The organism is Serratia sp. CY29653 (assembly GCF_052169255.1).
GTDB classification, from domain to species: domain Bacteria; phylum Pseudomonadota; class Gammaproteobacteria; order Enterobacterales; family Enterobacteriaceae; genus Serratia; species Serratia sarumanii.
Window position 1 is genome coordinate 240,480 of record NZ_JBJNLC010000003.1, and the last position, 22,398, is coordinate 262,877.

Here is a 22,398-nt window from a genome sequence, read left to right on the forward strand (position 1 = left end):
TAATGAGCCAGAACGTTTATCAATTTATCGACCTGCAGCGTGTTGATCCGCCAAAGAAACCGCTGAAGATCCGCAAAATCGAGTTCGTCGAGATCTACGAACCGTTTTCGGAAACCCAGGCCAAGGCCCAGGCGGACCGCTGTCTGTCCTGCGGCAACCCGTATTGCGAGTGGAAGTGCCCGGTGCACAACTACATCCCGAACTGGCTGAAGCTGGCCAACGAAGGCCGCATCATGGAAGCGGCGGACCTGGCGCATCAGACCAACAGCCTGCCGGAGGTGTGCGGCCGCGTGTGCCCGCAGGATCGCCTGTGCGAAGGCTCCTGCACCCTGAACGACGAATTCGGCGCGGTCACCATCGGCAATATCGAGCGCTACATCAGCGATAAGGCCATCGAAATGGGCTGGAAGCCGGACATGTCGCACGTGCAGCCGACCGGCAAGCGCGTGGCGATCGTCGGCGCCGGCCCTGCCGGGCTGGCCTGCGCTGACGTGTTGACCCGCAACGGCGTCAAGGCGGTGGTGTATGACCGTCATCCTGAGATCGGCGGCCTGCTGACCTTCGGTATCCCGGCCTTCAAGCTGGAAAAGGAAGTGATGGTCAAACGCCGCGGCATTTTCAGCGAGATGGGCATCGAGTTCCAGCTGAACACTGAAGTGGGCAAAGACGTCAGTATGGAGACCTTGCTGAGCGAGTACGATGCGGTATTCCTCGGCGTCGGCACCTATCAGTCGATGCGCGGCGGCCTGGAGAACGAGGAAGCGCAGGGCGTGTACGACGCGCTGCCGTTCCTGATCGCCAACACCAAGCAGCTGATGGGGTATGAAGCCGATCAGCACGAGCCTTACGTCAGCATGGAAGGCAAGCGGGTGGTGGTGCTGGGCGGCGGCGATACCGCCATGGACTGCGTGCGCACCTCGGTGCGCCAGGGCGCGACGCAGGTCATCTGCGCCTACCGCCGCGACGAAGCCAACATGCCGGGCTCCAAGCGCGAAGTGAAGAACGCCCGGGAAGAAGGGGTGGACTTCCAGTTCAACCTGCAGCCGCTGAGCATCGAACTGAACAGCGCCGGCCGCGTGGCCGGGGTGAAAATGGTGCGCACCCAGCTGGGCGCGCCGGATGCCAACGGCCGTCAGGCGGCGGAGCAGGTACCGGGTTCCGAACACGTGATCGACGCGGACGCGGTGGTGATGGCGTTCGGCTTCCGCCCGCACCGCATGGACTGGCTGGCGGCGCACGACGTGCAGCTCGATAAACAGGGCCGCATCCTGGCGCCGGAAGGTAGCGACAACGCGTTCCAGACCAGCAACCCGAAAATCTTCGCCGGCGGCGACGCGGTGCGTGGCTCCGACCTGGTGGTGACAGCGATCGCCGAAGGCCGCAAAGCGGCAGATGGCATCATGAACTACCTGGAAGTGTAAACCTTCCGTACCATCGGAGGCCCGGCATATTGCCGGGCCTCCGTTTTTAGCCTGCCACGCTTTGTCACTCCTCCCCCTCTCCTCACCGTCTCAACGCGCTATAGTATTGAGTTGGCACCATTGCGGGGCGCGGCTGCGCCTGACACCGAGATAAGGATAGCGAACATGAAATGCTCCATTTCCCTGTTGGCCGGCGCGCTGCTGGCCGTCAGTTTCAGCGCTTCAGCCATGGCGCTGGATTCGCAGGAGGTTGGTTACAATATCGAAGCGCGCGGCGCGCGGCCGGTCGTGGCTCAGTTAGGCAAGGCCGGGCAGTTCAACGCCGTGGAAAACAGCATCCGGCTGGGGGACGACAATTGGATTGCCCTGGCGCCCAAGCTGGCCGGCGGCGGCAATGCCGGCTTTACCGCCGGCATCAAATCGGCCCTCTCCGCCGCCCTGATCTACAATCCGGCGGCGGTGTTGCAGGCGCTCAACAAAGGCAACGATCTGCCGCTCAATGACATTTGCACCGCGCCGCCGGAAGTGCAAGGCGACACCGCCGTCACCAGTTTCCGCCAGCGCGCAACCCGCGCCTTGTCCACCGTGCGCGTAGGCGATCTCAGCGCGCCGCGCGATGCCTGCATTGCCGCCTTGAAAGGCTGATTCATTTCTGCCGGGCAAAAAAAAAGCACCCCATAGGGTGCTTTTTCGTTTGTTCGCGCGGGCTTATTTCACCACGCGCAGCGCCGGGCGGCCACCGCGCGGCGGCTGCGGCGGTTCGTCGTCCGGGCCGTTGTCTTCCGCGGTGTCCGGGCGATCGCCGTCGATCACCGACATCAGCGTTTCCGAAGGGATCGTCTCATTGTCCAGGCCTTCGAACACGCCTTCGCTCTCGTCGTAGGCGGCTTCCGGTTCGAACATCGTGCCGGCGCCGTTTTCACGCGCATAGATCGCCAACACGGCGGCCATCGGCACCGAAACCTGACGCGGCACGCCGCCGAAGCGCGCGTTGAACTGCACGTCTTCGTTGCCCAACGCCAGGTTGCCTACCGCGCGCGGTGCGATATTCAGCACGATCTGGCCGTCACGCGCGAACTCCATCGGCACCTGCACGTCCGGGCGAGTCACGTCGACCACCAGGTGCGGCGTCAGCTGGTTATCCAGCAGCCAGTCGTAGAACGCCCGCAGCAGATACGGGCGACGCGGCGTCATCTGAGACATGTCCATCGCGCTTAGCCCCGGGTCTGCAGGCGCATTTCACGCTCGGCTTCGGTCAGGGAAGCCAGGAAGGCGTCGCGTTCGAAGACGCGGGTCATGTAGCCTTTCAGCTCTTTGGAGCCGGCACCGCTCAATTCGATACCCAGCTGCGGCAGACGCCACAACAGCGGCGCCAGGTAGCAATCCACCAGGCTGAACTCTTCGCTCATGAAATACGGCGTCTGACCGAAGATCGGCGCGATCGCCAGCAGCTCTTCACGCAGTTGGCGACGGGCGGATTCCGCTTCCTGACCGCTGCTCTTCTCGATCTTGTCCATCAGCGAGTACCAGTTCTTCTCGATGCGCAGCATCATCAGACGGCTCTCGCCACGGGCAACCGGGTAAACCGGCATCAGCGGCGGGTGCGGGAAACGCTCATCCAGGTATTCCATGATGATGCGGGATTCATACAGGGTCAGTTCGCGATCGACCAGCGTAGGCACCGTCTGGTAAGGGTTGAGGTCAATCAGATCTTGCGGCAGGTTATCCATTTCGACCTGCTCGATCTCGACGCTGACACCTTTCTCCGCCAGTACGATGCGTACTTGATGGCTAAAAATGTCGGTCGGGCCAGAGAACAGCGTCATTACCGAACGTTTGTTGGCAGCGACAGCCATGAAAACCTCCAAGTTATCTAGAAAATACTGCGAATAGCCAACTGACAGGCTGCTATCCTGAATAATCTTGCCGCAGGCCGGCAGCACGCAGCGCGACCCGAGCCCATGAAAAACCGGCCCAGGGGGTCAACTGCACGGCGAACAGGCGCAAAAGTGGGTGATAGTTTACCAGATTTTGCTTGTTTTGTGGGGGCGGTGCGGCGAATTCATGTTGAATTGTCTGATATGCCACAGATTTTAGTCGGGGATGGCGGATTTCAGGCATAAAAAAACCCGGTGAAGCACCGGGTTTTTTGCGTAAATCGCACTGCCGAAGCAGCGAAAATTAACGCTTGGAGAACTGCGGACGACGACGTGCTTTACGCAGACCGACTTTCTTACGTTCAACCTGACGAGCGTCACGGGTGACGAAGCCAGCTTTACGCAGTTCAGAACGCAGAGTCTCATCGTATTCCATCAGTGCACGGGTGATACCGTGACGGATAGCGCCAGCTTGACCGGAGATACCACCACCTTTAACGGTGATGTACAGATCCAGTTTGCCAACCATGTCGACCAGTTCCAGCGGCTGACGAACTACCATGCGGGCAGTTTCGCGACCGAAGTACTGTTCCAGGCTGCGCTGGTTGATAACGATGTTACCGTTGCCCGGCTTGATGAAGACGCGAGCGGCGGAGCTTTTGCGGCGACCAGTGCCGTAGTATTGATTTTCAGCCATTGCCATTAATCCCGATTAAATGTCCAGAACTTGCGGTTGCTGTGCCGCGTGATTGTGCTCGGTGCCCGCGTAAACTTTCAGTTTACGGAACATAGCACGACCCAGCGGGCCCTTTGGCAGCATGCCTTTAACCGCGATTTCAATCACGCGCTCAGGACGGCGGGCAATCATCTCTTCAAAGGTCGCTTGCTTGATACCACCGATGTGGCCGGTGTGGTGGTAGTACACTTTGTCTGTACGCTTGTTGCCGGTTACAGCAACTTTGTCAGCGTTCAGAACGATGATGTAATCACCGGTATCCACGTGCGGGGTGTATTCCGCTTTATGCTTGCCGCGCAGGCGACGAGCCAGTTCAGTAGCGAGACGGCCTAAAGTTTTACCATCTGCATCAACAACGTACCAGTCGCGTTTTACGGTTTCTGGTTTAGCTGTAAAAGTTTTCATTAGAAAGCTTACCCAATAATTAGTTACACGTTGGTGAACACCCAAACGCTCGAAAACAGTTGAGGCTCACACGACCATACAAGTCCAGCAAACCTACCCCTTCGAATAGCCATTGCCGGCACTATAAAGTTTTTGGGAAAAAAAACTTTGTTGTAACGTGGGGTCGCAAGATTATAGAGAAGTCGCTCACAAAGATCGAACGGTTTTTGAATGGAAAATAAATTTATCGCCGGCGGCAGGCAACCGGCGATAGGCCCGGCGGACTCAGGGCAGATGCGGCAGCTTGAGGTACTCTTCGCTCTGCATTTCCTGCAGGCGCGACAGGCAGCGCTGGTACTCGAACTTAAGCCGTTCCCCCTGGTAGATCTCGAACATCGACGCCTCGGCGCCGATCACCAGCTTGACGTGCCGCTCGTAGAATTCGTCCACCAGCGCCAGGAAACGGCGCGCGGTATTCTCTTTCAGCGGCCCCATCACCTGCACATTATACAGGATCACGCTGTGATACAGCCGCGACAGCGCAATGTAATCCAGCTGGCTGCGCGCCTCTTCGCACAGCGTGTGGAAATCCACCGCCAGCACGCCGTCCACCGAACGAATGGCCTGCAGCGGCCGATGGTTGATCTGCAGCACCGGCGCCTCCTCCCCCGCCTTGCCCGCCAGTTTGACGAACATCCGATCCAGGGTCGCGCGCGTCTGGTCGTTCAGCGGCGTCAGATAGAGGTGAGCCTGGGTCAGGGTGCGCAGACGATAGTCGATGCCGGCGTCGACGTTCATCACGTCGCAGAACTCGTTGATCAGATCGATAGCCGGCAGGAAACGCGCCCGCTGCAGGCCGTTGCGATACAGATCGTCCGGCGGGATGTTCGACGTGGCCACCAGCGTGATGCCGCGGGCGAACAGCGCCTGCAGCAGCGTGGCCAGCAGCATGGCGTCGGTGATGTCAGAAACGAAGAATTCGTCGAAGCACAATACGTCGGTTTCGGCCTTGAAGCCGTCGGCGACGATGTCCAGTGGGTTTTCCCGCCCTTGCAGTTCGGTCAGCTCTTCATGCACCCGCAGCATGAAGCGGTGGAAGTGCAGACGCATTTTGCGATCGCCCGGCAGGCTGTGGAAGAAGATGTCCATCAACCAGGTTTTGCCGCGCCCGACGCCGCCCCACATATACAGCCCCTGCACCGGGCGCTGCGGCGCCGTTTCGCCGCCTTTGCCCAGCAAACGGCTGAGCTTGCCGCGCAGCCCGCCGGCCGGCGCGCTCACCGCCGGTTTTTGCAGCAAGGCCTGATAAATGCGATCCAGTTGAGTGACGGCCCGGCGTTGAACCTCATCGGCCTGATATTCCCCCGCCTCCAGCGCCTGCTGATAGCGAGATAACGGTGATAGTGCCTGCATCTGTTCGATGTTCCCTAAGAACGCTTAGAAATTATTTAGCCAACGTTGGCGGCAAGTTGATGCCGATTCGCACCGTTATCGCCACAAATGCCCGCTGCGGGCGCCGCTGAAAACCCTGTAAACACTGGGTGGAAGCGCATCAGGATTCCACTCTGACAAGGTTAACGGTTATAGTGGATATTATTAAGTGAAAAATCCCTGCGGAACAACGAAGTCAAAATAGGAGTCATCATGACCTGGGAGTATGCGCTGATTGGTTTGGTCGTCGGTATCGTGATTGGTGCGGTGGCGATGCGTTTTGGCAACCGTAAATTACGTCAACAACAAGTCCTGCAGAACGAGCTGGACAAGAGCAAAACCGAGCTGGAAGAGTACCGTCAGGAGCTGGTCGGTCACTTTGCCCGCAGCGCCGAGCTGCTGGACAACATGGCGCGCGATTATCGTCAGCTGTATCAGCATATGGCGAAAAGCTCCAACAACCTGCTGCCGGATCTGCCGATGCAGGAGAACCCGTTCCGCTATCGCCTGACCGAAGCGGAAGCGGACAACGATCAGGCGCCGGTGGAAATGCCGCGCGACTATTCTGAAGGGGCCTCCGGCCTGCTGCGCGGCCAAAGCGCGCGCCGCGACTGATATCCCTTCTTCACCCGCGGGGCCACCCGCGGGTTTAACCCCGTTTGTACCTTATTGACCTTCCTTCGCATTACCTTTACTGAACTTTGCACGCAAATTCACGGTCTTACCCTTCACTATGACAAGGTGATTGCCTTATCATCAAATTTTCATCGGCAGGTATTGAGAGAGTTATCATCAATGAAGAAAAAGTCGTTAATTCTTAGTGCATTGGCAATGAGCCTCGGCCTGGCGCTCAGCGCCGCACCGGTGGCCAACGCGGCCCTGCCCGTCGCCGTTCAGGGGCAGCCGCTGCCGAGCCTGGCGCCGATGCTGGAAAAAGTCTTGCCCGCCGTCGTGAGCGTGCATGTCGCCGGCACCCAGGTGCAGCGTCAACAGCTGCCGGAAGAGTTCAGACGCTTCTTCGGCCCCAATTTCCCCGGTCAGCAGCAGAGCTCCCGCCCGTTTGAAGGGCTGGGCTCCGGCGTCATCATCGACGCTGCCAAAGGCTACGTGCTGACCAACAACCACGTCATCAACAACGCCGATAAAATCCGCGTGCAGTTGAACGACGGCCGCGAACTGGACGCCAAACTGGTCGGCCGCGATGAGCAATCCGACATCGCCCTGCTGCAGCTCAGCGACACCAAAAACCTGACCGCCATCAAGATGGCCGATTCCGATCAGCTGCGCGTCGGCGACTTCGCCGTGGCGGTCGGCAACCCGTTTGGCCTGGGCCAAACCGCCACCTCCGGCATCATCTCGGCATTGGGCCGCACCGGCCTGAATCTGGAAGGGCTGGAAAACTTCATTCAGACCGACGCCTCGATCAACCGCGGCAACTCCGGCGGCGCGTTGGTTAACCTGAACGGCGAGCTGATCGGCATCAATACCGCCATTCTGGCGCCGAGCGGCGGCAACGTCGGCATCGGCTTCGCCATTCCGAGCAATATGGCGCAGAACCTGAGCCAGCAGCTGATCGAATTCGGCGAAGTGAAACGCGGCCTGCTCGGCATCAAGGGCAGTGAAATGACCCCGGACATGGCTAAAGCCTTCAACACCGACGCGCAGCGCGGCGCCTTCGTCAGCGAAGTGCTGCCGAAATCCGCCGCCGCCAAGGCCGGCATCAAAGCCGGGGATATTCTGGTTTCCGTCGACGGCAAGCCGGTGAACAGCTTCGCCGAACTGCGCGCCAAGGTCGGCACCACCGCGCCGGGCAAAACCCTCAAGGTGGGCCTGCTGCGCGACGGCAAACCGCAGGAAGTCTCGGTCACGCTGGACAACAGCGAGAGCGCCTCGACCAATGCCGAAACGCTGTCGCCGGCGCTGCAGGGGGTTTCCCTCAGCAACGGCGCGCTGCCGAGCGGCGACAAGGGCGTGAAGGTGGAGAACGTGGATAAAGGCTCGACGGCGGCGCAAATCGGCCTGCAAAAAGGCGACGTGATCATCGGCGTCAACCGCCAGCGCGTGGACAGCATCACCGCGCTGCGCAAGGTGCTGGAAGCCAAACCGCCGGTGATGGCGCTCAATATCGTGCGCGGTAACGAAACCATTTATCTGCTGCTGCGTTAATTTGTGCAAAAACCGGGCTCGGTGACATACTGCGCCCGGTTAACTCATGCTATCCTCCGAACATCGTTCACCACACCACGAAAACTCCATGTTTGCTAAGCTCTTGCGTTCTGTCGTTATCGGTCTCATCGTTGCCGGCCTGCTGTTGGCCGCTCTGCCCGTGCTGCGCTCTTCCAACGGCCTGTTTGCAGAGAAAACCGAGAATACCAGCGACGAAACGCCGGTGAGCTACAACAAAGCGGTGCGCCGCGCCGCGCCCGCCGTGGTGAACATCTACAACCGCAACCTGAACGGCGCCGCCAACGTGCTGTCGCTCGGTTCCGGCGTGATCATGAACGAACGCGGCTATATCATCACCAACCGCCACGTGATCAAAGACGCTCAGCAGATCACCGTGGTGTTGCAGGATGGCCGCCGCTACGAAGCGCTGCTGGTCGGCTCCGACGGCCTGACCGATTTGGCGGTGCTGAAGATCGATCCCGGCAACCTGCCGGTGATCCCGACCAATAAAAATCGCGTTGCCCACGTCGGCGACGTGGTGCTGGCAATCGGCAACCCGTACAACCTGGGGCAGACCGTGACTCAGGGCATCCTCAGCGCCACCGGGCGCATCAGTATGAGCACCACCGGCCGGCAGACATTCCTGCAGACCGATGCCTCAATCAACCGCGGCAACTCCGGCGGCGCGCTGGTCAACTCGCTGGGCGAGCTGATCGGCATCAATACCCTGACCTATGACAAAATCACCGACGGCGAAACGCCGGAAGGCCTCGGCTTCGCCATTCCGATCGAACTGGCTACCAAAATCATGGACAAGCTGATCCGCGACGGCCGCGTGATCCGCGGCTATTTCGGCATTCAGGGTAAGGAGATCATTCCGCTGCGTTCCTCCAATTCCGGCATCGATCGCCTGCAGGGCATCATCGTGACCGAAATCACGCCGAACGGCCCGGCGAGCAGCGCCGGTTTCCAGATCAACGACATCATCATCAACGTGGATAACAAACCGGCGGTGTCCGTGCTGGAGACCATGGATCAGGTGGCGGAGATCAGGCCGGGCACCGAGATACCGGTTATCGTGCTGCGCGACGGCAAACGCATTACGTTGAAAATGACGGTGGGCGAATTCCCGGAAGACAATAATTAAAAAAGGGCCGGCATTGATAGCCGGCCCTTTGATTTTCATCCTGCCGACGCAGCCGCGCCGGCGCTAATGACTTACTCGCCTTTCACGCGCTCGATGTTAGCACCCAGCGCGCGCAGCTTGTCTTCAATACGCTCATAGCCGCGATCGATGTGGTAGATGCGATCGACGACGGTCACGCCGTCGGCGATGCAGCCGGCGATCACCAGGCTGGCGGAAGCGCGCAGATCGGTCGCCATCACCTGAGCGCCGGACAGCTGTTCAACGCCGTGGCAGATCACGGTGTTGCTCTCGATTTCCGCGTGCGCACCCATGCGGATCAGTTCCGGCACGTGCATGAAGCGGTTTTCGAAGATGGTCTCGGTGATGACGCCGGTGCCTTCCGCCACCAGGTTCAGCAGGCTGAACTGGGCCTGCATGTCGGTCGGGAAGCCCGGGTGCGGCGCGGTGCGCACGGTAACCGCTTTCGGGCGTTTGCCGTGCATGTCCAGGCTGATCCAGTCCTCGCCCACTTCGATATCGGCACCGGCTTCGCGCAGCTTGGCCAGCACCGCATCCAGCGTGTCCGGACGGGTGTTGCGGCACATCACTTTGCCGCCGGAAACCGCGGCGGCGATCAGGAAGGTGCCGGTCTCGATGCGGTCAGGCAGCACGCGGTACACGCCGCCGCCCAGACGCTCGACGCCCTCGATAGTGATCTTGTCGCTGCCGGCGCCGCTGATCTTCGCGCCCAGCGTATTGAGGAAGTTGGCGGTATCGACAATTTCCGGCTCACGCGCGGCGTTCTCGATAACGGTGGTGCCGGTCGCCAGGGTCGCGGCGCTCATGATGGTCACGGTCGCGCCCACGCTCACCTTGTCCATGACGATGTGCGCGCCCTTCAGGCGGCCCTCGACGGACGCTTTGACGTAGCCTTCTTCCAGCTTGATCTCGGCACCCAACTGCTCGAGGCCGGTGATGTGCAGATCGACCGGACGCGCGCCGATCGCACAGCCGCCCGGCAGGGAAACCTGACCGCGGCCGAAACGCGCCACCAGCGGCCCCAGCGCCCAGATGGAAGCACGCATGGTTTTCACCAGATCATAAGGGGCGCAGAACTCGTTCACGCCGCTGGCGTCCACGAAGACCGAACCGTTGCGCTCAATCTTGGTACCCAACTGGTTGAGTAGTTTAATGGTGGTGTCGATGTCCTTCAGCTTGGGGACATTCTGCAGCTCGACCGGCTCTTCCGCCAACAGGGCGGCGAACAGGATCGGCAGGGCGGCGTTTTTGGCCCCGGAAATAGACACTTCACCGCTCAGGCGGGTCCGACCCTGCACACGAAATTTATCCATCTGACTACTCTCTGTTATCTAATCTGAAGCTGCCCGCCCGGCAGGGCAAACAGCCTTAAAATCCGTTGAGTTTGCGGTCTCGCTGCCACTCTTCAGGGGTGTACGCCTTGATAGACAAGGCATGAATGCGGTTGTCCGCAATGTATTCCATCAGCGGTGCGTAAACCGTCTGCTGTTTTTTGACGCGGCTCATGCCGGCGAACAATTCGCCGACCACGATCGCCTGAAAATGGCTGCCGTCGCCCGTCACATGTACTTCATCCAGTGCCAATGCCTGCATCAGCACGTCTTTAATCTCGTTGGTTTCCATAGTATCCAGTTCTGCCGCTAAAGGATCATAAACAGCCTAGTATCTTAGTGGAATACGATGTTTTCTTAAACTAAAGAAAAAGCCCCTGCATAACAGGGGCTTTGTATCGTTTTACCACGTAAGGGCGGCGTAAAACGCCGCTAACCGGCGGTATCGACAGGCATTATCGCCTGCAGGTTGTAGAGCGCAATCAGCGTTTTCAGGCGCTCGGTGGCGCCGAAAATTTTCAGCGCGACGCCGCGCTCGCGCTGCTCTTCCTGCAGATGCAGCAACAGCGCCAGCCCGGCGGAGTCTACGCGCTGCAGTTGCGCCACGTCGATCGCGGTTTTATCCGCCATCAGCGCGTCGCGCTGCCGCCACAGCGGCTGCAGCGTTTCCCGGTCCAGTTCACCGCGCAGGATCAGCGTCTGCTGCTCTGATTCGAAGCTGAGCGCTGCCGACATCAGTTTTTCTTGTCCAGCGTGATAGGCTGCGCGGCGGTGGCCTGCAGCTGTTTGGTCAGGCCGTCGATGCCCTGAGTACGCAGCGTAGACGCCCACTCGTTCTGCTTGGTGGTGATCATGCTGACGCCTTCGGCGATCATGTCATAGGCCTGCCAGTAGCCGGTTTTGCTGTTCTTGCGCCATTGGAAATCCAGACGCACCGGCGGGCGGCCGCCGTTGTCGATGATGGTGACGCGAATGGCCACGATGTCAGCATTGCCCAGCGGCTGTTCAGGCGCGATCTGGTAAGTCTGGCCGTGGTACATCGCCAGCGCCTGGCCGTAAGCCTGCTCCAGGTAAGCCTGGAAGGCGGTGAAGTAAGCTTCGCGCTGTGCAGGCGTCGCCTCTTTATAGTAACGGCCCAGCACCAGCGCGCCGGCGTATTTCACCTGCACGAACGGCATCAGTTCCTGATGCACGATGGAGCGCAGGTAGTTCGGGTCCTGCTTGATCTTCGGCTGTTCATTCTTCAAACGGCTGAAGGTCTTCTGCGCCGCTTCTTGCATCATGCTGTAAGGATTGGTTTGGTCGGCTGCGCTCGCCAGCGGTGCAACCACCAGCAGAGCCACCATCAGTAAACGTTTAAACATGCAGGTATCCTCTCTTAATGATTTGGAACAGCGGGTTGCGGTGCGGCGCCGGCAGCCGGCTCAGCGGCCGCGTCTCCCGGTTTGGCGCTGTCCTGACCGCCGCTTTTATACAGGAACTGGCCGATCAGGTCTTCCAGAACCATGGCTGATTTGGTGTCCTGAATGGTGCCGCCGTCTTTCAGGATGGCGGTGCCCATATCAGGATCTTCGAAGCCCACGTTAAGCGCCAGATATTGCTCGCCCAGCAGGCCGGAGGTGCGGATCGCCAGCGAGCTGGTATCCGGGATTTGGTCGTACTTTTTCTGGATATCCAGCGCCACGCGCGGCGTGTAGGTTTTCGAATCGAGTTCGATGTCCGCCACGCGGCCGATCACCACGCCGCCAATTTTCACCGGCGAACGCGGCTTCAGGCCGCCGATGTTGTCGAACGTCGCGTAAATGCGGTAGGTCGGCTCGCTGCCGATCGATTTAAGGTTCGCCACCTGCAGGCAGATAAACACGATGGCGCACAGCGCAATCAGCATAAATGCCCCAACCCAGATTTCACTCTTCTTCGTTTGCATCGAATCAATTCCCAAACATCAGTGCTGTCAGCACGAAATCCAATCCCAACACCGCCAGTGACGAATGCACCACGGTACGCGTCGTCGCCCGGCTAATCCCTTCAGAGGTAGGCACGGCGTCGTACCCGTTGAAAATGGCAATCCAGGTTACGGTAATGGCGAATACCACGCTTTTGATCAGGCAGTTGAGCAGATCTTTTTTCCACTCTACGGCGCCCTGCATCGCCGACCAGAAGAAGCCGCTGTCGATGCCCTTCCAGTCCACGCCGACCACCGAGCCGCCCCAGATGCCGATCGCCACGAAAATGATGGTCAACAGCGGCATGCTGATCAGCCCCGCCCAGAAGCGCGGCGCCACGATGCGCCGCAGCGGATCGACCGCCATCATCTCCAGGCTGGAGATCTGCTCCGTCGCCTTCATCAGGCCGATTTCCGCCGTCAGCGCGGAACCGGCGCGGCCGGCGAACAGCAGCGCCGTCACCACCGGCCCCAGCTCGCGCAGCAGCGACAGCGCCACCATCATGCCGAGGCTGGCCTCGGCGCTGTAGGTGGTGAGCACGATATAGCCCTGCAGGCCCAGCACCATGCCGATGAACAGCCCGGAGACCATGATGATCAGCAGCGACTGCACGCCGACGCTGTAGAGCTGTTTCAACAACAGCGGCCACTGCTTGCCGGGTTCCGGCCGGCCAATCAACGCGTTGAACAGCATCAACCCGGCGCGGCCGAAGCTGGCGCTGGTGTTGATGCCACTGCGCCCCAACGACGCTAACGCTCTTAATAACATGAGCTTATTTACTCCCTAAGCCTAGCAGTTCGGTCTGATAATCCCCGGCCGGATAGCGGAACGGCACCGGCCCATCCGCTATACCATCCAGAAACTGGCGCACGCGCGCATCAGGATTGTTCTGCAATTGCTGCGTGGTGCCTTCGGCGATCACCCGGTGATCGGCCACGATATAGGCGTAGTCGGCGATGCTCAGCACCTCCGGCACGTCGTGCGACACCACGATGCAGGTAATGCCCAGCGCATGGTTCAGCTCATCGATCAGCTTGACCAGCACCCCCATGGTGATCGGATCCTGGCCGACGAAAGGTTCGTCGAACATGATCATCTCAGGGTCCAGCGCGATCGCGCGCGCCAACGCCGCCCGGCGCGCCATGCCGCCGGAAAGCTCATTGGGCATCAGCTGGGCCGCGCCGCGCAGCCCCACCGCTTCCAGCTTCATCAGCACCGTGCTGCGCAGCAGGGGTTCAGGCAGGTTGCTGTGCTCGCGCAGCGGGTAGGCCACGTTTTCGAATACGGTCAAATCGGTAAACAGTGCGCCCGACTGGAACAGCATGCTCATCTTTTTGCGCGCGTCGTATAACTGACGGCGGGACAACGCGGGAATGTTGTCGCCGTCGAACCAAATCTCCCCGCTGTCCGGCGCCAACTGGCCGCCGATCAGGCGCAGCAGCGTGGTTTTGCCGATGCCCGATGGCCCCATGATCGCCGTGACCTTACCGCGAGGCACCGTCAGGTTGATGTCTTCAAATATCCGTCGATCGCCGCGCGAGAAGCTCATGTCGCGCACTTCGACCAAATTATCTGCCTTTTGGAGCATGTTAATGGACCCTTTACGACTCATCTTTTGCTGAATCTACCCGTGATGTTAAAGCAATGGGCGCAATCCGTCTCATCTTTACAAAAACTTACTGCCATTTCGCAACCAATGGTGCCATTGGTTTTACTTTTCCGCGCCACCCGGTCAAAATTGGCGCCATAACGAAAAAAAACGAAACTGTTCAACTATTAGCCGGGAAAAACCGTTGCTGCGGCTCACGCGCGCGCAACGGAGGGCAAGCAATACCGCCGCATTGACGGCTTTAACCAACGAACCGGGATAATACCCGACAAAGGACCCTGCATGTTTCTCGCGATAGCATTATTAATCGTTGGTTTATTTCTACTGGTGTATGGTGCAGACCGCTTAGTTTATGGTGCTGCCGTGATTTCCCGCTCGCTCGGCGTCCCGCCGTTGATCATCGGCATGACCATCGTCGGCATCGGCACTTCGCTGCCGGAGCTGATCGTGTCCACCACCGCCGCGCTGAACGGGCAGATAGATATGGCCGTTGGCAACGTATTAGGTTCCAACATCACCAACATCTTATTGATCCTGGGTGTGGCGGCGCTGATTCACCCGCTGGCCGCGCGTTCCGAGATACTGCGGCGCGAACTGCCGTTGATGTTAGCGGTCACAGTATTGTGCGGTTTCGTGTTGATGGACGGCACCCTGAGCAGGCTGGACGGCGTGCTGCTGCTGGCCGCCGCCGCCGGCTTCATCCTGCTGATGCTGAAAATCGCCCGGCTGGCGCAGCGCGAGGGCAGCGACAGCCTGACCATGGAGCAGATCGCCGAGCTGCCGCAGGACAGCAGCAACACCGTGGCGGTGCTGTGGCTGGTGCTGGCGTTTATCATTCTGCCGCTCTCTTCCAGAATGGTGGTCGATAACGCGACGGTGATTGCGCACTATTTCGGCCTGAGCGAACTGGTGGTCGGCTTGACCATTATCGCCATCGGCACCAGCCTGCCCGAATTGGCTACCTCCATCGCCGGGGCGCTGAAGGGCGAGGATGATATGGCGATTGGAAATATCATCGGCTCCAATATTTTCAACACGGTGATCGTGCTGGGCGTCCCCGCCCTGCTGTCGCCGGGCAGCGTAGACGCCGCCGCCTTCCAGCGCGATTACTGGGTGATGCTGGCGGCCAGCGTGCTGCTGAGCGTACTGTGCATCGGCCGCAAGCATCGCATCGGTCACCTGGCGGGCGCTCTGTTATTATGTGGCTTTATTGCGTATCTTGCGGTGCTGTTCTTTAACCCTTTCAGTACTTTCGGCTAAACCGACGGGAATGAGTATGTCGAACATTGAGTTGCAACCGGGCTTCGATTTTCAGCAGGCCGGCAAAGAAGTGCTTCAGATAGAGCGTGAAGGGCTGGCTCAGCTCGACAGCTACATCAACGCAGACTTCACCCGCGCCTGCGAAACGATCGCCGCCTGCGGCGGCAAAGTGGTGGTGATGGGCATGGGCAAATCCGGCCATATCGGCTGCAAGATCGCCGCGACCTTCGCCAGCACCGGCACCCCCTCATTCTTCGTTCACCCGGCGGAGGCCAGCCATGGCGATTTGGGCATGGTCACCCCACAGGACATCGTGCTCGCCATCTCCAACTCCGGCGAGTCCAGCGAGATCCTGGCGCTGATCCCGGTATTGAAACGCCAGCAGATCACCCTCATCTGTATGACCAACAATCCGGAAAGCTCGATGGGCAAGGCGGCGGATATCCACCTGTGCATCAAGGTGCCGCAGGAAGCCTGCCCGCTGGGGCTGGCGCCGACCACCAGCACCACCGCCACGCTGGTGATGGGCGATGCGCTGGCCGTCGCGCTGCTGAAGGCGCGCGGTTTCACGCAGGAAGATTTCGCGCTGTCGCATCCGGGCGGCGCACTCGGCCGCAAACTGCTGCTGCGGGTTAGCGATATCATGCACAGCGGCGACGAAATGCCCCACGTCAGCGCCGACGCCTCGTTGCGCGACGCGCTGCTGGAAATTACCCGCAAAAATCTGGGCCTGACGGTTGTCTGCGACGATTTGATGAAAATCGCCGGCATCTTCACCGACGGCGACCTGCGCCGGGTGTTCGACATGGGCATCAACCTTCACGAGGCGAAGATCGCCGATGTCATGACGCCGGGCGGCGTACGGGTGCGCCCCAACATCCTGGCGGTCGATGCATTGAACCTGATGCAACAACGCCACATCACCGCGCTGCTGGTTGCCGATGGCGACCAGTTGCTGGGTGTGGTACATATGCATGACATGCTGCGCGCCGGCGTCGTTTAATTAAGGAATAGAACGGAATGGGTATGGTAGAAACCTGCTACGGGCCGGTAGAACAAGAGGTTATGGCGCGTGCCGGGAACATCCGCCTGTTGATTTGCGACGTTGACGGCGTGCTGTCGGACGGCCTGATCTTCATGGGCAACAACGGTGAAGAATTGAAAGCGTTCAACGTGCGCGACGGCTACGGCATCCGCTGCTTGAAAACCTCGGACATCGAGGTGGCGATCATCACCGGTCGCTCCGCCAAGCTGCTGGAAGACCGCGCGCAGACGCTCGGTATCACCCATCTGTATCAGGGGCAATCCGATAAGCTTTTGGCCTTCCGCGAACTGTTGGATAAACTGTCGTTAACGGCGGATCAGGTCGCCTATATCGGCGATGACCTGATCGACTGGCCGGTGATGGCGCAGGTCGGCCTGGCGGTCGCGGTGGCGGACGCCCACCCGCTGCTGACGCCGCGCGCCCACTACGTCACCCGCATTGCCGGCGGCCGCGGCGCGGTGCGCGAACTGTGCGACATCATTCTTTTGGCTCAAAATAAGCTGGAGGACGCCAAAGGGCTGTCGATATGAGTAAAACCAAACTGTGGATCACCATCCTGTTGACGGTGATCGTTCTGGCGCTGATCGGCTGGAACATGACGGACTTCAGCGACGACACGGCCCCTGGCCCGGTCAACGATCAGGATCCGACCTACCAGAGCCAGCACACGGTCACCGTGGTGTACAACCCGGCCGGCAAGCTGAATTACAAACTGGTGGCGGAAGACGCGAAGTATTACACCGCCGGCGAGCTGAGCTGGTTCACCCAGCCGGTGATGACGCTGTTCGATGAGAATGCGGTGGCCACCTGGTCAGTTCGCGCCGATCGCGCCAAACTGACTAAAGACCGGATGCTGTATCTGTATGGTCACGTCGAGGTAAACAGCCTGACCACCACCTCGCAGCTGGAAAAAATTAAGACGGACAACGCTCAGGTAAACCTGGTCACCCAGGACGTCACCTCCGATGACGAAGTCACGATTTACGGGACCAATTTTACCTCTAACGGCATGAAAATGCGTGGGAACCTGCGGACCAAAACCGCTGAGCTGATTGATAAGGTTAAGACCAACTATGAAATTCAGAACCAAAAACCAACTCCGTAACCTGTTGCTCGGCAGCTTAGTTTTGGCCGCCAGCGCCCCCGCTCTGGCGCTGAAATCCGACTCCAGCCAGCCGGTCAGCATCGACTCGCTCAAGCAGTCGTTGGACATGCAGAGCAACGTCAGCACCTTCACCGACAACGTGGTGATCAAGCAAGGCACCATCGATATTCGCGCCGACAAGGTGGTGGTCACCCGCCCGGGCGGAGATCAGAATAAGACCTATATTGAAGCGTTCGGCAACCCGGTAACCTTCTACCAGATGCAGGACAGCGGCAAGCCGGTCAAAGGCCACGCGCAGAAAGTGCGTTACGACGTGGCGACCCAGCTGGTGACCCTGACGGGCAACGCCTATCTGGAGCAGCTCGACAGCAACGTGAAAGGCGATCGCATCACCTATCTGGTGCAACAGCAGCAAATGCAGGCGTTTAGCGACAAAGGCAAACGCGTGACAACGGTTCTGGTACCGTCGCAGTTGCAAGACAAAAACGAGCAGAAAAAGAGTAACTAATCACTTATGGCAACACTCATCGCAGAAAACCTGGCGAAAGCCTACAAGGGCCGTAAAGTTGTCGAAGACGTCAGCCTGAAAGTGAAATCCGGCGAGATCGTCGGCCTGCTCGGGCCGAACGGCGCCGGTAAAACCACCACCTTCTACATGGTGGTCGGCATCGTGCCGCGCGACGCCGGGCGCATCGTGATCGACGAAGAAGACATCAGCCTGCTGCCGCTGCACGCCCGCGCGCGCCGCGGCATCGGTTACCTGCCGCAGGAAGCGTCGATCTTCCGCCGCCTGAGCGTGTACGACAACCTGATGGCGGTGCTGGAGATTCGCCCCGACCTCACCAGCGAACAGCGTGAAGACCGCGCCAAGGAGCTGATGGAAGAGTTCCATATCTCCCATCTGCGCGACAGCCTCGGCCAGGCGCTGTCCGGCGGTGAGCGTCGCCGCGTCGAAATCGCCCGCGCGCTGGCGGCCAACCCGAAATTCATACTGCTGGACGAACCCTTCGCCGGGGTGGATCCGATCTCCGTTATCGATATCAAAAAAATCATCGAGCACCTGCGTGACAGCGGCCTGGGCGTGCTGATCACCGACCACAACGTGCGCGAGACGCTGGACGTGTGTGAACGCGCCTACATCGTCAGCCAGGGCAAACTGATTGCCCACGGCACGCCGGATGCTATTCTGGCCGACGAGCAGGTTAAACGCGTTTATCTGGGCGAAGAGTTCCGCCTCTAAGCGCCGGCGCGCCCTGTGGGGCGACACCGTTAACGGAAGTAGACAGAAAACTATGAAGCAAGGTTTGCAACTCAGGCTCAGCCAACAGCTGGCCATGACTCCTCAGCTCCAGCAGGCGATCCGCCTGCTGCAGTTGTCCACGCTTGAGCTTCAGCAAGAGATCCAGCTGGCGCTGGAGAGCAATCCGCTGCTTGAACAGACCGATCTGCACGACGAAATCGACGCCAAAGAAACCCAGGAGACCGAGGGGCTCGATACCCGCGAGGCGCTGGAACAGAAAGACATGCCGGAAGAGCTGCCGCTGGACGCCACCTGGGATGAGATCTACACCGCCGGCACGCCGTCCGGCACCGGCACCGACTACAGCGACGACGAACTGCCGGTCTATCAGGGCGAGACCACCCAAACGCTGCAGGATTACCTGATGTGGCAGGTGGATCTGACGCCGTTCTCCGATACCGACGCCGCCATCGCCACCTCCATCGTCGACGCGGTGGACGACACCGGCTATCTCACCGTGCCGCTGGAAGACATTCTGGAAAGCCTGGGCGACGAGAACGTGACCCTCGAGGAAGTCGAGGCGGTATTGAAGCGCGTGCAGCGTTTCGATCCGATCGGCGTCGCCGCGCGCGATCTGCGCGATTGCCTGCTGGTGCAGCTCTCCCAATACGCCAAAGACACCCCTTACCTGGCCGAAGCGCGGCTGATCATCAGCGACCATCTGGATCTGTTGGCCAACCACGACTTTCGCAGCCTGATGCGATCAACCCGGCTAAAAGAAGATACACTGAAAGAAGCGATGCTGCTGATTCAGTCGCTCGATCCGCGCCCGGGGCAGTCGATCAATACCGGCGAGTCGGAATACGTGATCCCGGACGTGCTGGTGCGCAAGACGCAGAACAAATGGACGGTCGAGCTCAACGGCGACAGCGTGCCGCGTTTGAAGATCAATCAGCAGTACGCCGCGCTGGGCAACAGCGCCCGCAGCGAAGCCGACGGCCAGTTTATCCGCAGCAACCTGCAGGAAGCCAAGTGGCTGATTAAAAGCCTGGAGAGCCGCAACGAGACGCTGCTGAAGGTCACCCGCTGCATCGTCAGCCAACAGCAGGCGTTCTTCGAGCAAGGCGAAGAGTTTATGAAACCCATGGTGCTGGCGGATATCGCCCAGGCCGTGGAGATGCATGAATCGACGATCTCGCGCGTCACCACGCAGAAGTTTCTGCACAGCCCGCGCGGCATTTTTGAATTGAAGTATTTCTTCTCCAGCCACGTGAATACTGACAGCGGCGGCGAAGCCTCCTCGACGGCGATCCGCGCGTTGGTGAAGAAATTGATTGCGGCGGAAAACCCCGCCAAGCCACTCAGCGACAGCAAGCTAGCCACCCTGCTCGCCGATCAGGGGATCATCGTGGCGCGGCGCACCGTCGCCAAGTACCGAGAGTCTTTGTCCATCCCGCCGTCGAACCAGCGTAAACAGTTGGTTTGACCTCTATTGAGAAGGAAGACACTATGCAGCTCAACATTACCGGACACCACATCGAAATCACCGATCCGTTGCGCGAGTTCGTGAACAACAAGTTCGCCAAACTCGAACAGTATTTTGATCGCATCAATCAGGTGTATGTTGTATTAAGTGTGGAAAAAGTGCAGCAAATTGCGGAAGCAACGGTGCACGTGAATGGAGGCGAGTTGCACGCCACCTCGGAAGACGAGAATATGTATGCCGCAATTGATACGCTGATCGACAAATTGGCACGTCAATTGAACAAACATAAAGACAAATTGAAGCAACACTGACACCCTAACCCACTCCATGAGGCGGCATCCGTCGCCGCCTCGCCCTTCGGCGCGTGACCCGCATGGGTGACGCGCCGAACGGTAATCAGGGTTAAAACCGACGAAAAACCGCCTTGCCGGGTGCGCCCGGCGGCGCGGTTTTAAGTGAAGATGAGATGAACAACGAATATATGCAATTAAGCTCGGTGTTAAACATCGAGTGCACCAAAAGCTCGGTACACTGCACCAGCAAGAAGCGGGCTTTGGAAATTATCAGCGAACTGGCCGCCAAACAGCTCAATCTGCCTTCGCAGGTGGTGTTTGACGCGGTTCTCACCCGGGAGCGCATGGGCAGCACCGGTATCGGCAACGGTATCGCCATTCCCCACGGCAAACTGGAAGAGGACACACTGCGGGCCGTTGGCGTGTTTATCCGTCTCGACCAACCCATCGCTTTCGACGCTATCGACAACCAGCCGGTCGACCTGCTGTTCGCGCTGCTGGTGCCTGCCGATCAGTGCAAAACCCATTTGCATACCCTGTCGCTGGTCGCCAAACGCCTGGCCGACAAAACCGTATGCCGCCGCCTGCGCGCCGCGCAAAGCGACGAAGAACTTTACCAAATCATCACCGAGTGATGCCCGGCCGGCGTGACTTCCAGCCCGGATAACGTTACTGTTTCACGATGATGGATCCGGCCTCGGCCGGAATAACAAAGTTTCCACCGGTAGCGATGAACGCCGCCGCGATGCCAGGGGAGTTGCCACATGGTGCTGATGATTGTCAGCGGCCGTTCCGGTTCCGGAAAATCCGTCGCCTTGCGGGCGCTGGAAGACATGGGTTTTTACTGCGTTGACAACCTGCCGGTGGTGCTGCTGCCGCAGCTCGCCAATACGCTGGCGGAACGCAATATCTCCGCGGCGGTCAGCATCGACGTGCGCAACATGCCGGAATCGCCGGAAGTGTTCGAATACGCGATGACTCAGTTGCCGGACAGCTTCTCGCCGCAGCTGCTGTTCCTCGACGCCGATCGCAACACGCTGATCCGCCGTTACAGCGACACCCGCCGCCTGCACCCGCTCTCCAGCAAAAACCTGTCGCTGGAAAGCGCCATCGACGAAGAGAGCGATCTGCTCGAACCACTGCGCTCGCGGGCTGACCTGATTATCGACACCTCGGAAATGTCGGTGCACGAGCTGGCCGAAATGCTGCGCACCCGCCTGCTGGGCAAGCGTGAGCGCGAGCTGACCATGGTGTTCGAATCCTTCGGCTTCAAGCACGGCATCCCGATCGACGCCGACTACGTGTTCGACGTGCGCTTCCTGCCGAACCCGCACTGGGATCCGAAGCTGCGGCCGATGACCGGTCTGGATAAGCCGGTCGCGTCGTTCCTCGATCGCCATACCGAAGTGCACAACTTCATCTACCAGACCCGCAGCTACCTGGAGCAATGGCTGCCGATGCTGGAAACCAACAACCGCAGCTACCTGACGGTCGCCATCGGCTGTACCGGCGGCAAGCACCGCTCGGTGTACGTGGCGGAACAGCTGGCCGATTACTTCCGCTCGCGCGGCAAGAACGTGCAGTCGCGCCACCGCACGCTGGAAAAGCGTAAACAATGACGGTCAAACAGACGGTTGAAATCAAAAACAAGCTGGGCATGCACGCGCGCCCGGCGATGAAACTGTTCGAGCTGGTGCAAAGCTTCGACGCCGAAGTGATGCTGCGCAACGAAAGCGGCACCGAAGCCGAGGCCAGCAGCGTCATCGCGCTGCTGATGCTGGACTCCGCCCAGGGCCGGCATATCGAAGTCGAAGCGACCGGCCCCGACGAAGTCAACGCACTGGAGGCGGTCGTCGAGCTGTTCAACTCCGGGTTTGATGAAGATTAGCCGCTGAGGGCGCAC

The 22,398-nt window shown here is 59.6% G+C and carries 28 protein-coding genes; 16 read left to right on the forward strand and 12 right to left on the reverse strand.

What is annotated here, in order from left to right; all coding sequences use genetic code 11:
- The first annotated feature begins 2 nt into the window (after positions 1-2).
- Both ACJ8HN_RS17400 and ACJ8HN_RS17405 read left to right on the forward strand, forming a co-directional pair.
- Positions 3-1,421 (forward strand): glutamate synthase small subunit, encoded by a 1,419-nt coding sequence (locus tag ACJ8HN_RS17400; protein WP_033649001.1) that lies wholly within the window; start codon positions 3-5, stop codon positions 1,419-1,421.
- 165 nt (positions 1,422-1,586) lie between these two features.
- Positions 1,587-2,066 carry a hypothetical protein gene (locus tag ACJ8HN_RS17405; protein WP_033649000.1) on the forward strand — a complete coding sequence of 160 codons (480 nt, stop codon included), beginning with the start codon at positions 1,587-1,589 and terminating at the stop codon, positions 2,064-2,066.
- 63 nt (positions 2,067-2,129) lie between these two features.
- Here ACJ8HN_RS17405 and sspB read toward each other — a convergent pair whose 3' ends face one another.
- The 5 genes from sspB to zapE all read right to left on the reverse strand — a co-directional run bounded on the left by sspB (position 2,130) and on the right by zapE (position 5,831).
- Positions 2,130-2,630 (reverse strand): ClpXP protease specificity-enhancing factor, encoded by a 501-nt coding sequence (gene sspB / locus ACJ8HN_RS17410; RefSeq protein ID WP_004937084.1) that lies wholly within the window; start codon positions 2,628-2,630, stop codon positions 2,130-2,132.
- Positions 2,631-2,635: 5 nt separating this feature from the next.
- Positions 2,636-3,277 carry a stringent starvation protein SspA gene (gene sspA / locus ACJ8HN_RS17415; RefSeq protein WP_025304366.1) on the reverse strand — a complete coding sequence of 214 codons (642 nt, stop codon included), beginning with the start codon at positions 3,275-3,277 and terminating at the stop codon, positions 2,636-2,638.
- A gap of 325 nt (positions 3,278-3,602) precedes the next feature.
- Positions 3,603-3,995 (reverse strand): 30S ribosomal protein S9, encoded by a 393-nt coding sequence (gene rpsI, locus ACJ8HN_RS17420; RefSeq protein ID WP_004937080.1) that lies wholly within the window; start codon positions 3,993-3,995, stop codon positions 3,603-3,605.
- Positions 3,996-4,010: 15 nt separating this feature from the next.
- Complete coding sequence (rplM, locus tag ACJ8HN_RS17425; protein WP_004937079.1) at positions 4,011-4,439, reverse strand: 50S ribosomal protein L13; 429 nt, start codon at positions 4,437-4,439, stop codon at positions 4,011-4,013.
- Between the two features lie 264 nt (positions 4,440-4,703).
- Positions 4,704-5,831, reverse strand: coding sequence for a cell division protein ZapE (gene zapE, locus ACJ8HN_RS17430; protein ID WP_442523751.1), 1,128 nt, complete (start codon positions 5,829-5,831; stop codon positions 4,704-4,706).
- Positions 5,832-6,062: 231 nt separating this feature from the next.
- Here zapE and zapG point away from each other — a divergent pair, with 231 nt between their 5' ends.
- The 3 genes from zapG to degS all read left to right on the forward strand — a co-directional run bounded on the left by zapG (position 6,063) and on the right by degS (position 9,162).
- Entirely contained in the window at positions 6,063-6,464 is a 402-nt protein-coding gene (gene zapG, locus ACJ8HN_RS17435; protein ID WP_004937074.1) for a Z-ring associated protein ZapG, read from the forward strand.
- Positions 6,465-6,644: 180 nt separating this feature from the next.
- Positions 6,645-8,015, forward strand: a complete 1,371-nt coding sequence (gene degQ / locus ACJ8HN_RS17440) for a serine endoprotease DegQ (protein ID WP_033636125.1) — start codon at positions 6,645-6,647, stop codon at positions 8,013-8,015.
- 88 nt (positions 8,016-8,103) lie between these two features.
- Positions 8,104-9,162, forward strand: coding sequence for an outer membrane-stress sensor serine endopeptidase DegS (gene degS, locus ACJ8HN_RS17445; protein ID WP_033636127.1), 1,059 nt, complete (start codon positions 8,104-8,106; stop codon positions 9,160-9,162).
- Positions 9,163-9,233: 71 nt separating this feature from the next.
- Here the strand turns inward: degS and murA are convergent, their stop codons facing one another.
- The 7 genes from murA to mlaF form a co-directional block, all read right to left on the reverse strand.
- The gene (murA, locus tag ACJ8HN_RS17450; protein ID WP_004937068.1) at positions 9,234-10,493 is read right to left on the reverse strand and encodes a UDP-N-acetylglucosamine 1-carboxyvinyltransferase; all 1,260 of its coding nucleotides are present in this window, start codon (positions 10,491-10,493) and stop codon (positions 9,234-9,236) included.
- A gap of 55 nt (positions 10,494-10,548) precedes the next feature.
- Positions 10,549-10,803, reverse strand: coding sequence for a BolA family iron metabolism protein IbaG (gene ibaG, locus ACJ8HN_RS17455; RefSeq protein ID WP_004937066.1), 255 nt, complete (start codon positions 10,801-10,803; stop codon positions 10,549-10,551).
- A 140-nt stretch (positions 10,804-10,943) separates the two neighbouring features.
- A complete protein-coding gene (mlaB, locus tag ACJ8HN_RS17460; RefSeq protein WP_016930202.1) occupies positions 10,944-11,246 on the reverse strand; it encodes a lipid asymmetry maintenance protein MlaB in 303 nt (100 codons plus the stop codon).
- Positions 11,246-11,875, reverse strand: coding sequence for a phospholipid-binding protein MlaC (gene mlaC / locus ACJ8HN_RS17465; protein WP_442523752.1), 630 nt, complete (start codon positions 11,873-11,875; stop codon positions 11,246-11,248). Before mlaC ends, mlaB begins: the two co-directional genes overlap by 1 nt.
- A gap of 14 nt (positions 11,876-11,889) precedes the next feature.
- Positions 11,890-12,438, reverse strand: a complete 549-nt coding sequence (gene mlaD, locus ACJ8HN_RS17470; protein ID WP_033636129.1) for an outer membrane lipid asymmetry maintenance protein MlaD — start codon at positions 12,436-12,438, stop codon at positions 11,890-11,892.
- 4 nt (positions 12,439-12,442) lie between these two features.
- On the reverse strand, positions 12,443-13,225 hold the full coding sequence (mlaE, locus tag ACJ8HN_RS17475) for a lipid asymmetry maintenance ABC transporter permease subunit MlaE (protein ID WP_004937059.1): 783 nt from the start codon (positions 13,223-13,225) through the stop codon (positions 12,443-12,445).
- 4 nt (positions 13,226-13,229) lie between these two features.
- A complete protein-coding gene (mlaF, locus tag ACJ8HN_RS17480; RefSeq protein ID WP_028127533.1) occupies positions 13,230-14,045 on the reverse strand; it encodes a phospholipid ABC transporter ATP-binding protein MlaF in 816 nt (271 codons plus the stop codon).
- A 303-nt stretch (positions 14,046-14,348) separates the two neighbouring features.
- On the opposite strand from mlaF, the gene ACJ8HN_RS17485 reads away from it, so the two are divergent.
- From ACJ8HN_RS17485 to npr, 11 genes are all read left to right on the forward strand, one after another.
- Positions 14,349-15,326, forward strand: coding sequence for a calcium/sodium antiporter (locus ACJ8HN_RS17485; RefSeq protein WP_025160120.1), 978 nt, complete (start codon positions 14,349-14,351; stop codon positions 15,324-15,326).
- Positions 15,327-15,342: 16 nt separating this feature from the next.
- A complete protein-coding gene (gene kdsD, locus ACJ8HN_RS17490; protein ID WP_033648998.1) occupies positions 15,343-16,329 on the forward strand; it encodes an arabinose-5-phosphate isomerase KdsD in 987 nt (328 codons plus the stop codon).
- Between the two features lie 17 nt (positions 16,330-16,346).
- Positions 16,347-16,901 carry a 3-deoxy-manno-octulosonate-8-phosphatase KdsC gene (kdsC, locus tag ACJ8HN_RS17495; protein WP_021505108.1) on the forward strand — a complete coding sequence of 185 codons (555 nt, stop codon included), beginning with the start codon at positions 16,347-16,349 and terminating at the stop codon, positions 16,899-16,901.
- The gene (gene lptC / locus ACJ8HN_RS17500) at positions 16,898-17,476 is read left to right on the forward strand and encodes an LPS export ABC transporter periplasmic protein LptC (protein WP_033654803.1); all 579 of its coding nucleotides are present in this window, start codon (positions 16,898-16,900) and stop codon (positions 17,474-17,476) included. Before kdsC ends, lptC begins: the two co-directional genes overlap by 4 nt.
- Positions 17,445-17,984 (forward strand): lipopolysaccharide ABC transporter substrate-binding protein LptA, encoded by a 540-nt coding sequence (gene lptA / locus ACJ8HN_RS17505; protein ID WP_004937045.1) that lies wholly within the window; start codon positions 17,445-17,447, stop codon positions 17,982-17,984. The genes lptC and lptA overlap by 32 nt, the downstream gene beginning before the upstream one ends.
- A gap of 6 nt (positions 17,985-17,990) precedes the next feature.
- Positions 17,991-18,716, forward strand: a complete 726-nt coding sequence (lptB, locus tag ACJ8HN_RS17510) for an LPS export ABC transporter ATP-binding protein (protein ID WP_004937040.1) — start codon at positions 17,991-17,993, stop codon at positions 18,714-18,716.
- A gap of 52 nt (positions 18,717-18,768) precedes the next feature.
- A complete protein-coding gene (rpoN, locus tag ACJ8HN_RS17515) occupies positions 18,769-20,202 on the forward strand; it encodes an RNA polymerase factor sigma-54 (RefSeq protein ID WP_033648997.1) in 1,434 nt (477 codons plus the stop codon).
- Between the two features lie 23 nt (positions 20,203-20,225).
- Positions 20,226-20,513, forward strand: coding sequence for a ribosome hibernation promoting factor (hpf, locus tag ACJ8HN_RS17520; protein WP_004937038.1), 288 nt, complete (start codon positions 20,226-20,228; stop codon positions 20,511-20,513).
- 155 nt (positions 20,514-20,668) lie between these two features.
- The gene (ptsN, locus tag ACJ8HN_RS17525) at positions 20,669-21,130 is read left to right on the forward strand and encodes a PTS IIA-like nitrogen regulatory protein PtsN (protein WP_016930212.1); all 462 of its coding nucleotides are present in this window, start codon (positions 20,669-20,671) and stop codon (positions 21,128-21,130) included.
- A gap of 129 nt (positions 21,131-21,259) precedes the next feature.
- Positions 21,260-22,114 carry an RNase adapter RapZ gene (rapZ, locus tag ACJ8HN_RS17530; RefSeq protein ID WP_015379177.1) on the forward strand — a complete coding sequence of 285 codons (855 nt, stop codon included), beginning with the start codon at positions 21,260-21,262 and terminating at the stop codon, positions 22,112-22,114.
- Positions 22,111-22,383 (forward strand): PTS phosphocarrier protein NPr, encoded by a 273-nt coding sequence (npr, locus tag ACJ8HN_RS17535; RefSeq protein ID WP_033648996.1) that lies wholly within the window; start codon positions 22,111-22,113, stop codon positions 22,381-22,383. The genes rapZ and npr overlap by 4 nt, the downstream gene beginning before the upstream one ends.
- Positions 22,384-22,398 lie beyond the last annotated feature (15 nt).

Excerpts from the sequence above, each read along its gene's own strand:
- ACJ8HN_RS17400 (WP_033649001.1), top strand. The coding sequence starts at position 3 with ATGAGCCAGAACGTTTATCAATTTATCGACCTGCAGCGTGTTGATCCG.
- ACJ8HN_RS17405 (WP_033649000.1), top strand. The coding sequence starts at position 1,587 with ATGAAATGCTCCATTTCCCTGTTGGCCGGCGCGCTGCTGGCCGTCAGT.
- sspB (WP_004937084.1), bottom strand. The coding sequence starts at position 2,630 with ATGGACATGTCTCAGATGACGCCGCGTCGCCCGTATCTGCTGCGGGCG.
- sspA (WP_025304366.1), bottom strand. The coding sequence starts at position 3,277 with ATGGCTGTCGCTGCCAACAAACGTTCGGTAATGACGCTGTTCTCTGGC.
- rpsI (WP_004937080.1), bottom strand. The coding sequence starts at position 3,995 with ATGGCTGAAAATCAATACTACGGCACTGGTCGCCGCAAAAGCTCCGCC.
- rplM (WP_004937079.1), bottom strand. The coding sequence starts at position 4,439 with ATGAAAACTTTTACAGCTAAACCAGAAACCGTAAAACGCGACTGGTAC.
- zapE (WP_442523751.1), bottom strand. The coding sequence starts at position 5,831 with ATGCAGGCACTATCACCGTTATCTCGCTATCAGCAGGCGCTGGAGGCG.
- zapG (WP_004937074.1), top strand. The coding sequence starts at position 6,063 with ATGACCTGGGAGTATGCGCTGATTGGTTTGGTCGTCGGTATCGTGATT.
- degQ (WP_033636125.1), top strand. The coding sequence starts at position 6,645 with ATGAAGAAAAAGTCGTTAATTCTTAGTGCATTGGCAATGAGCCTCGGC.
- degS (WP_033636127.1), top strand. The coding sequence starts at position 8,104 with ATGTTTGCTAAGCTCTTGCGTTCTGTCGTTATCGGTCTCATCGTTGCC.
- murA (WP_004937068.1), bottom strand. The coding sequence starts at position 10,493 with ATGGATAAATTTCGTGTGCAGGGTCGGACCCGCCTGAGCGGTGAAGTG.
- ibaG (WP_004937066.1), bottom strand. The coding sequence starts at position 10,803 with ATGGAAACCAACGAGATTAAAGACGTGCTGATGCAGGCATTGGCACTG.
- mlaB (WP_016930202.1), bottom strand. The coding sequence starts at position 11,246 with ATGTCGGCAGCGCTCAGCTTCGAATCAGAGCAGCAGACGCTGATCCTG.
- mlaC (WP_442523752.1), bottom strand. The coding sequence starts at position 11,875 with ATGTTTAAACGTTTACTGATGGTGGCTCTGCTGGTGGTTGCACCGCTG.
- mlaD (WP_033636129.1), bottom strand. The coding sequence starts at position 12,438 with ATGCAAACGAAGAAGAGTGAAATCTGGGTTGGGGCATTTATGCTGATT.
- mlaE (WP_004937059.1), bottom strand. The coding sequence starts at position 13,225 with ATGTTATTAAGAGCGTTAGCGTCGTTGGGGCGCAGTGGCATCAACACC.
- mlaF (WP_028127533.1), bottom strand. The coding sequence starts at position 14,045 with ATGCTCCAAAAGGCAGATAATTTGGTCGAAGTGCGCGACATGAGCTTC.
- ACJ8HN_RS17485 (WP_025160120.1), top strand. The coding sequence starts at position 14,349 with ATGTTTCTCGCGATAGCATTATTAATCGTTGGTTTATTTCTACTGGTG.
- kdsD (WP_033648998.1), top strand. The coding sequence starts at position 15,343 with ATGTCGAACATTGAGTTGCAACCGGGCTTCGATTTTCAGCAGGCCGGC.
- kdsC (WP_021505108.1), top strand. The coding sequence starts at position 16,347 with ATGGGTATGGTAGAAACCTGCTACGGGCCGGTAGAACAAGAGGTTATG.
- lptC (WP_033654803.1), top strand. The coding sequence starts at position 16,898 with ATGAGTAAAACCAAACTGTGGATCACCATCCTGTTGACGGTGATCGTT.
- lptA (WP_004937045.1), top strand. The coding sequence starts at position 17,445 with ATGAAATTCAGAACCAAAAACCAACTCCGTAACCTGTTGCTCGGCAGC.
- lptB (WP_004937040.1), top strand. The coding sequence starts at position 17,991 with ATGGCAACACTCATCGCAGAAAACCTGGCGAAAGCCTACAAGGGCCGT.
- rpoN (WP_033648997.1), top strand. The coding sequence starts at position 18,769 with ATGAAGCAAGGTTTGCAACTCAGGCTCAGCCAACAGCTGGCCATGACT.
- hpf (WP_004937038.1), top strand. The coding sequence starts at position 20,226 with ATGCAGCTCAACATTACCGGACACCACATCGAAATCACCGATCCGTTG.
- ptsN (WP_016930212.1), top strand. The coding sequence starts at position 20,669 with ATGAACAACGAATATATGCAATTAAGCTCGGTGTTAAACATCGAGTGC.
- rapZ (WP_015379177.1), top strand. The coding sequence starts at position 21,260 with ATGGTGCTGATGATTGTCAGCGGCCGTTCCGGTTCCGGAAAATCCGTC.
- npr (WP_033648996.1), top strand. The coding sequence starts at position 22,111 with ATGACGGTCAAACAGACGGTTGAAATCAAAAACAAGCTGGGCATGCAC.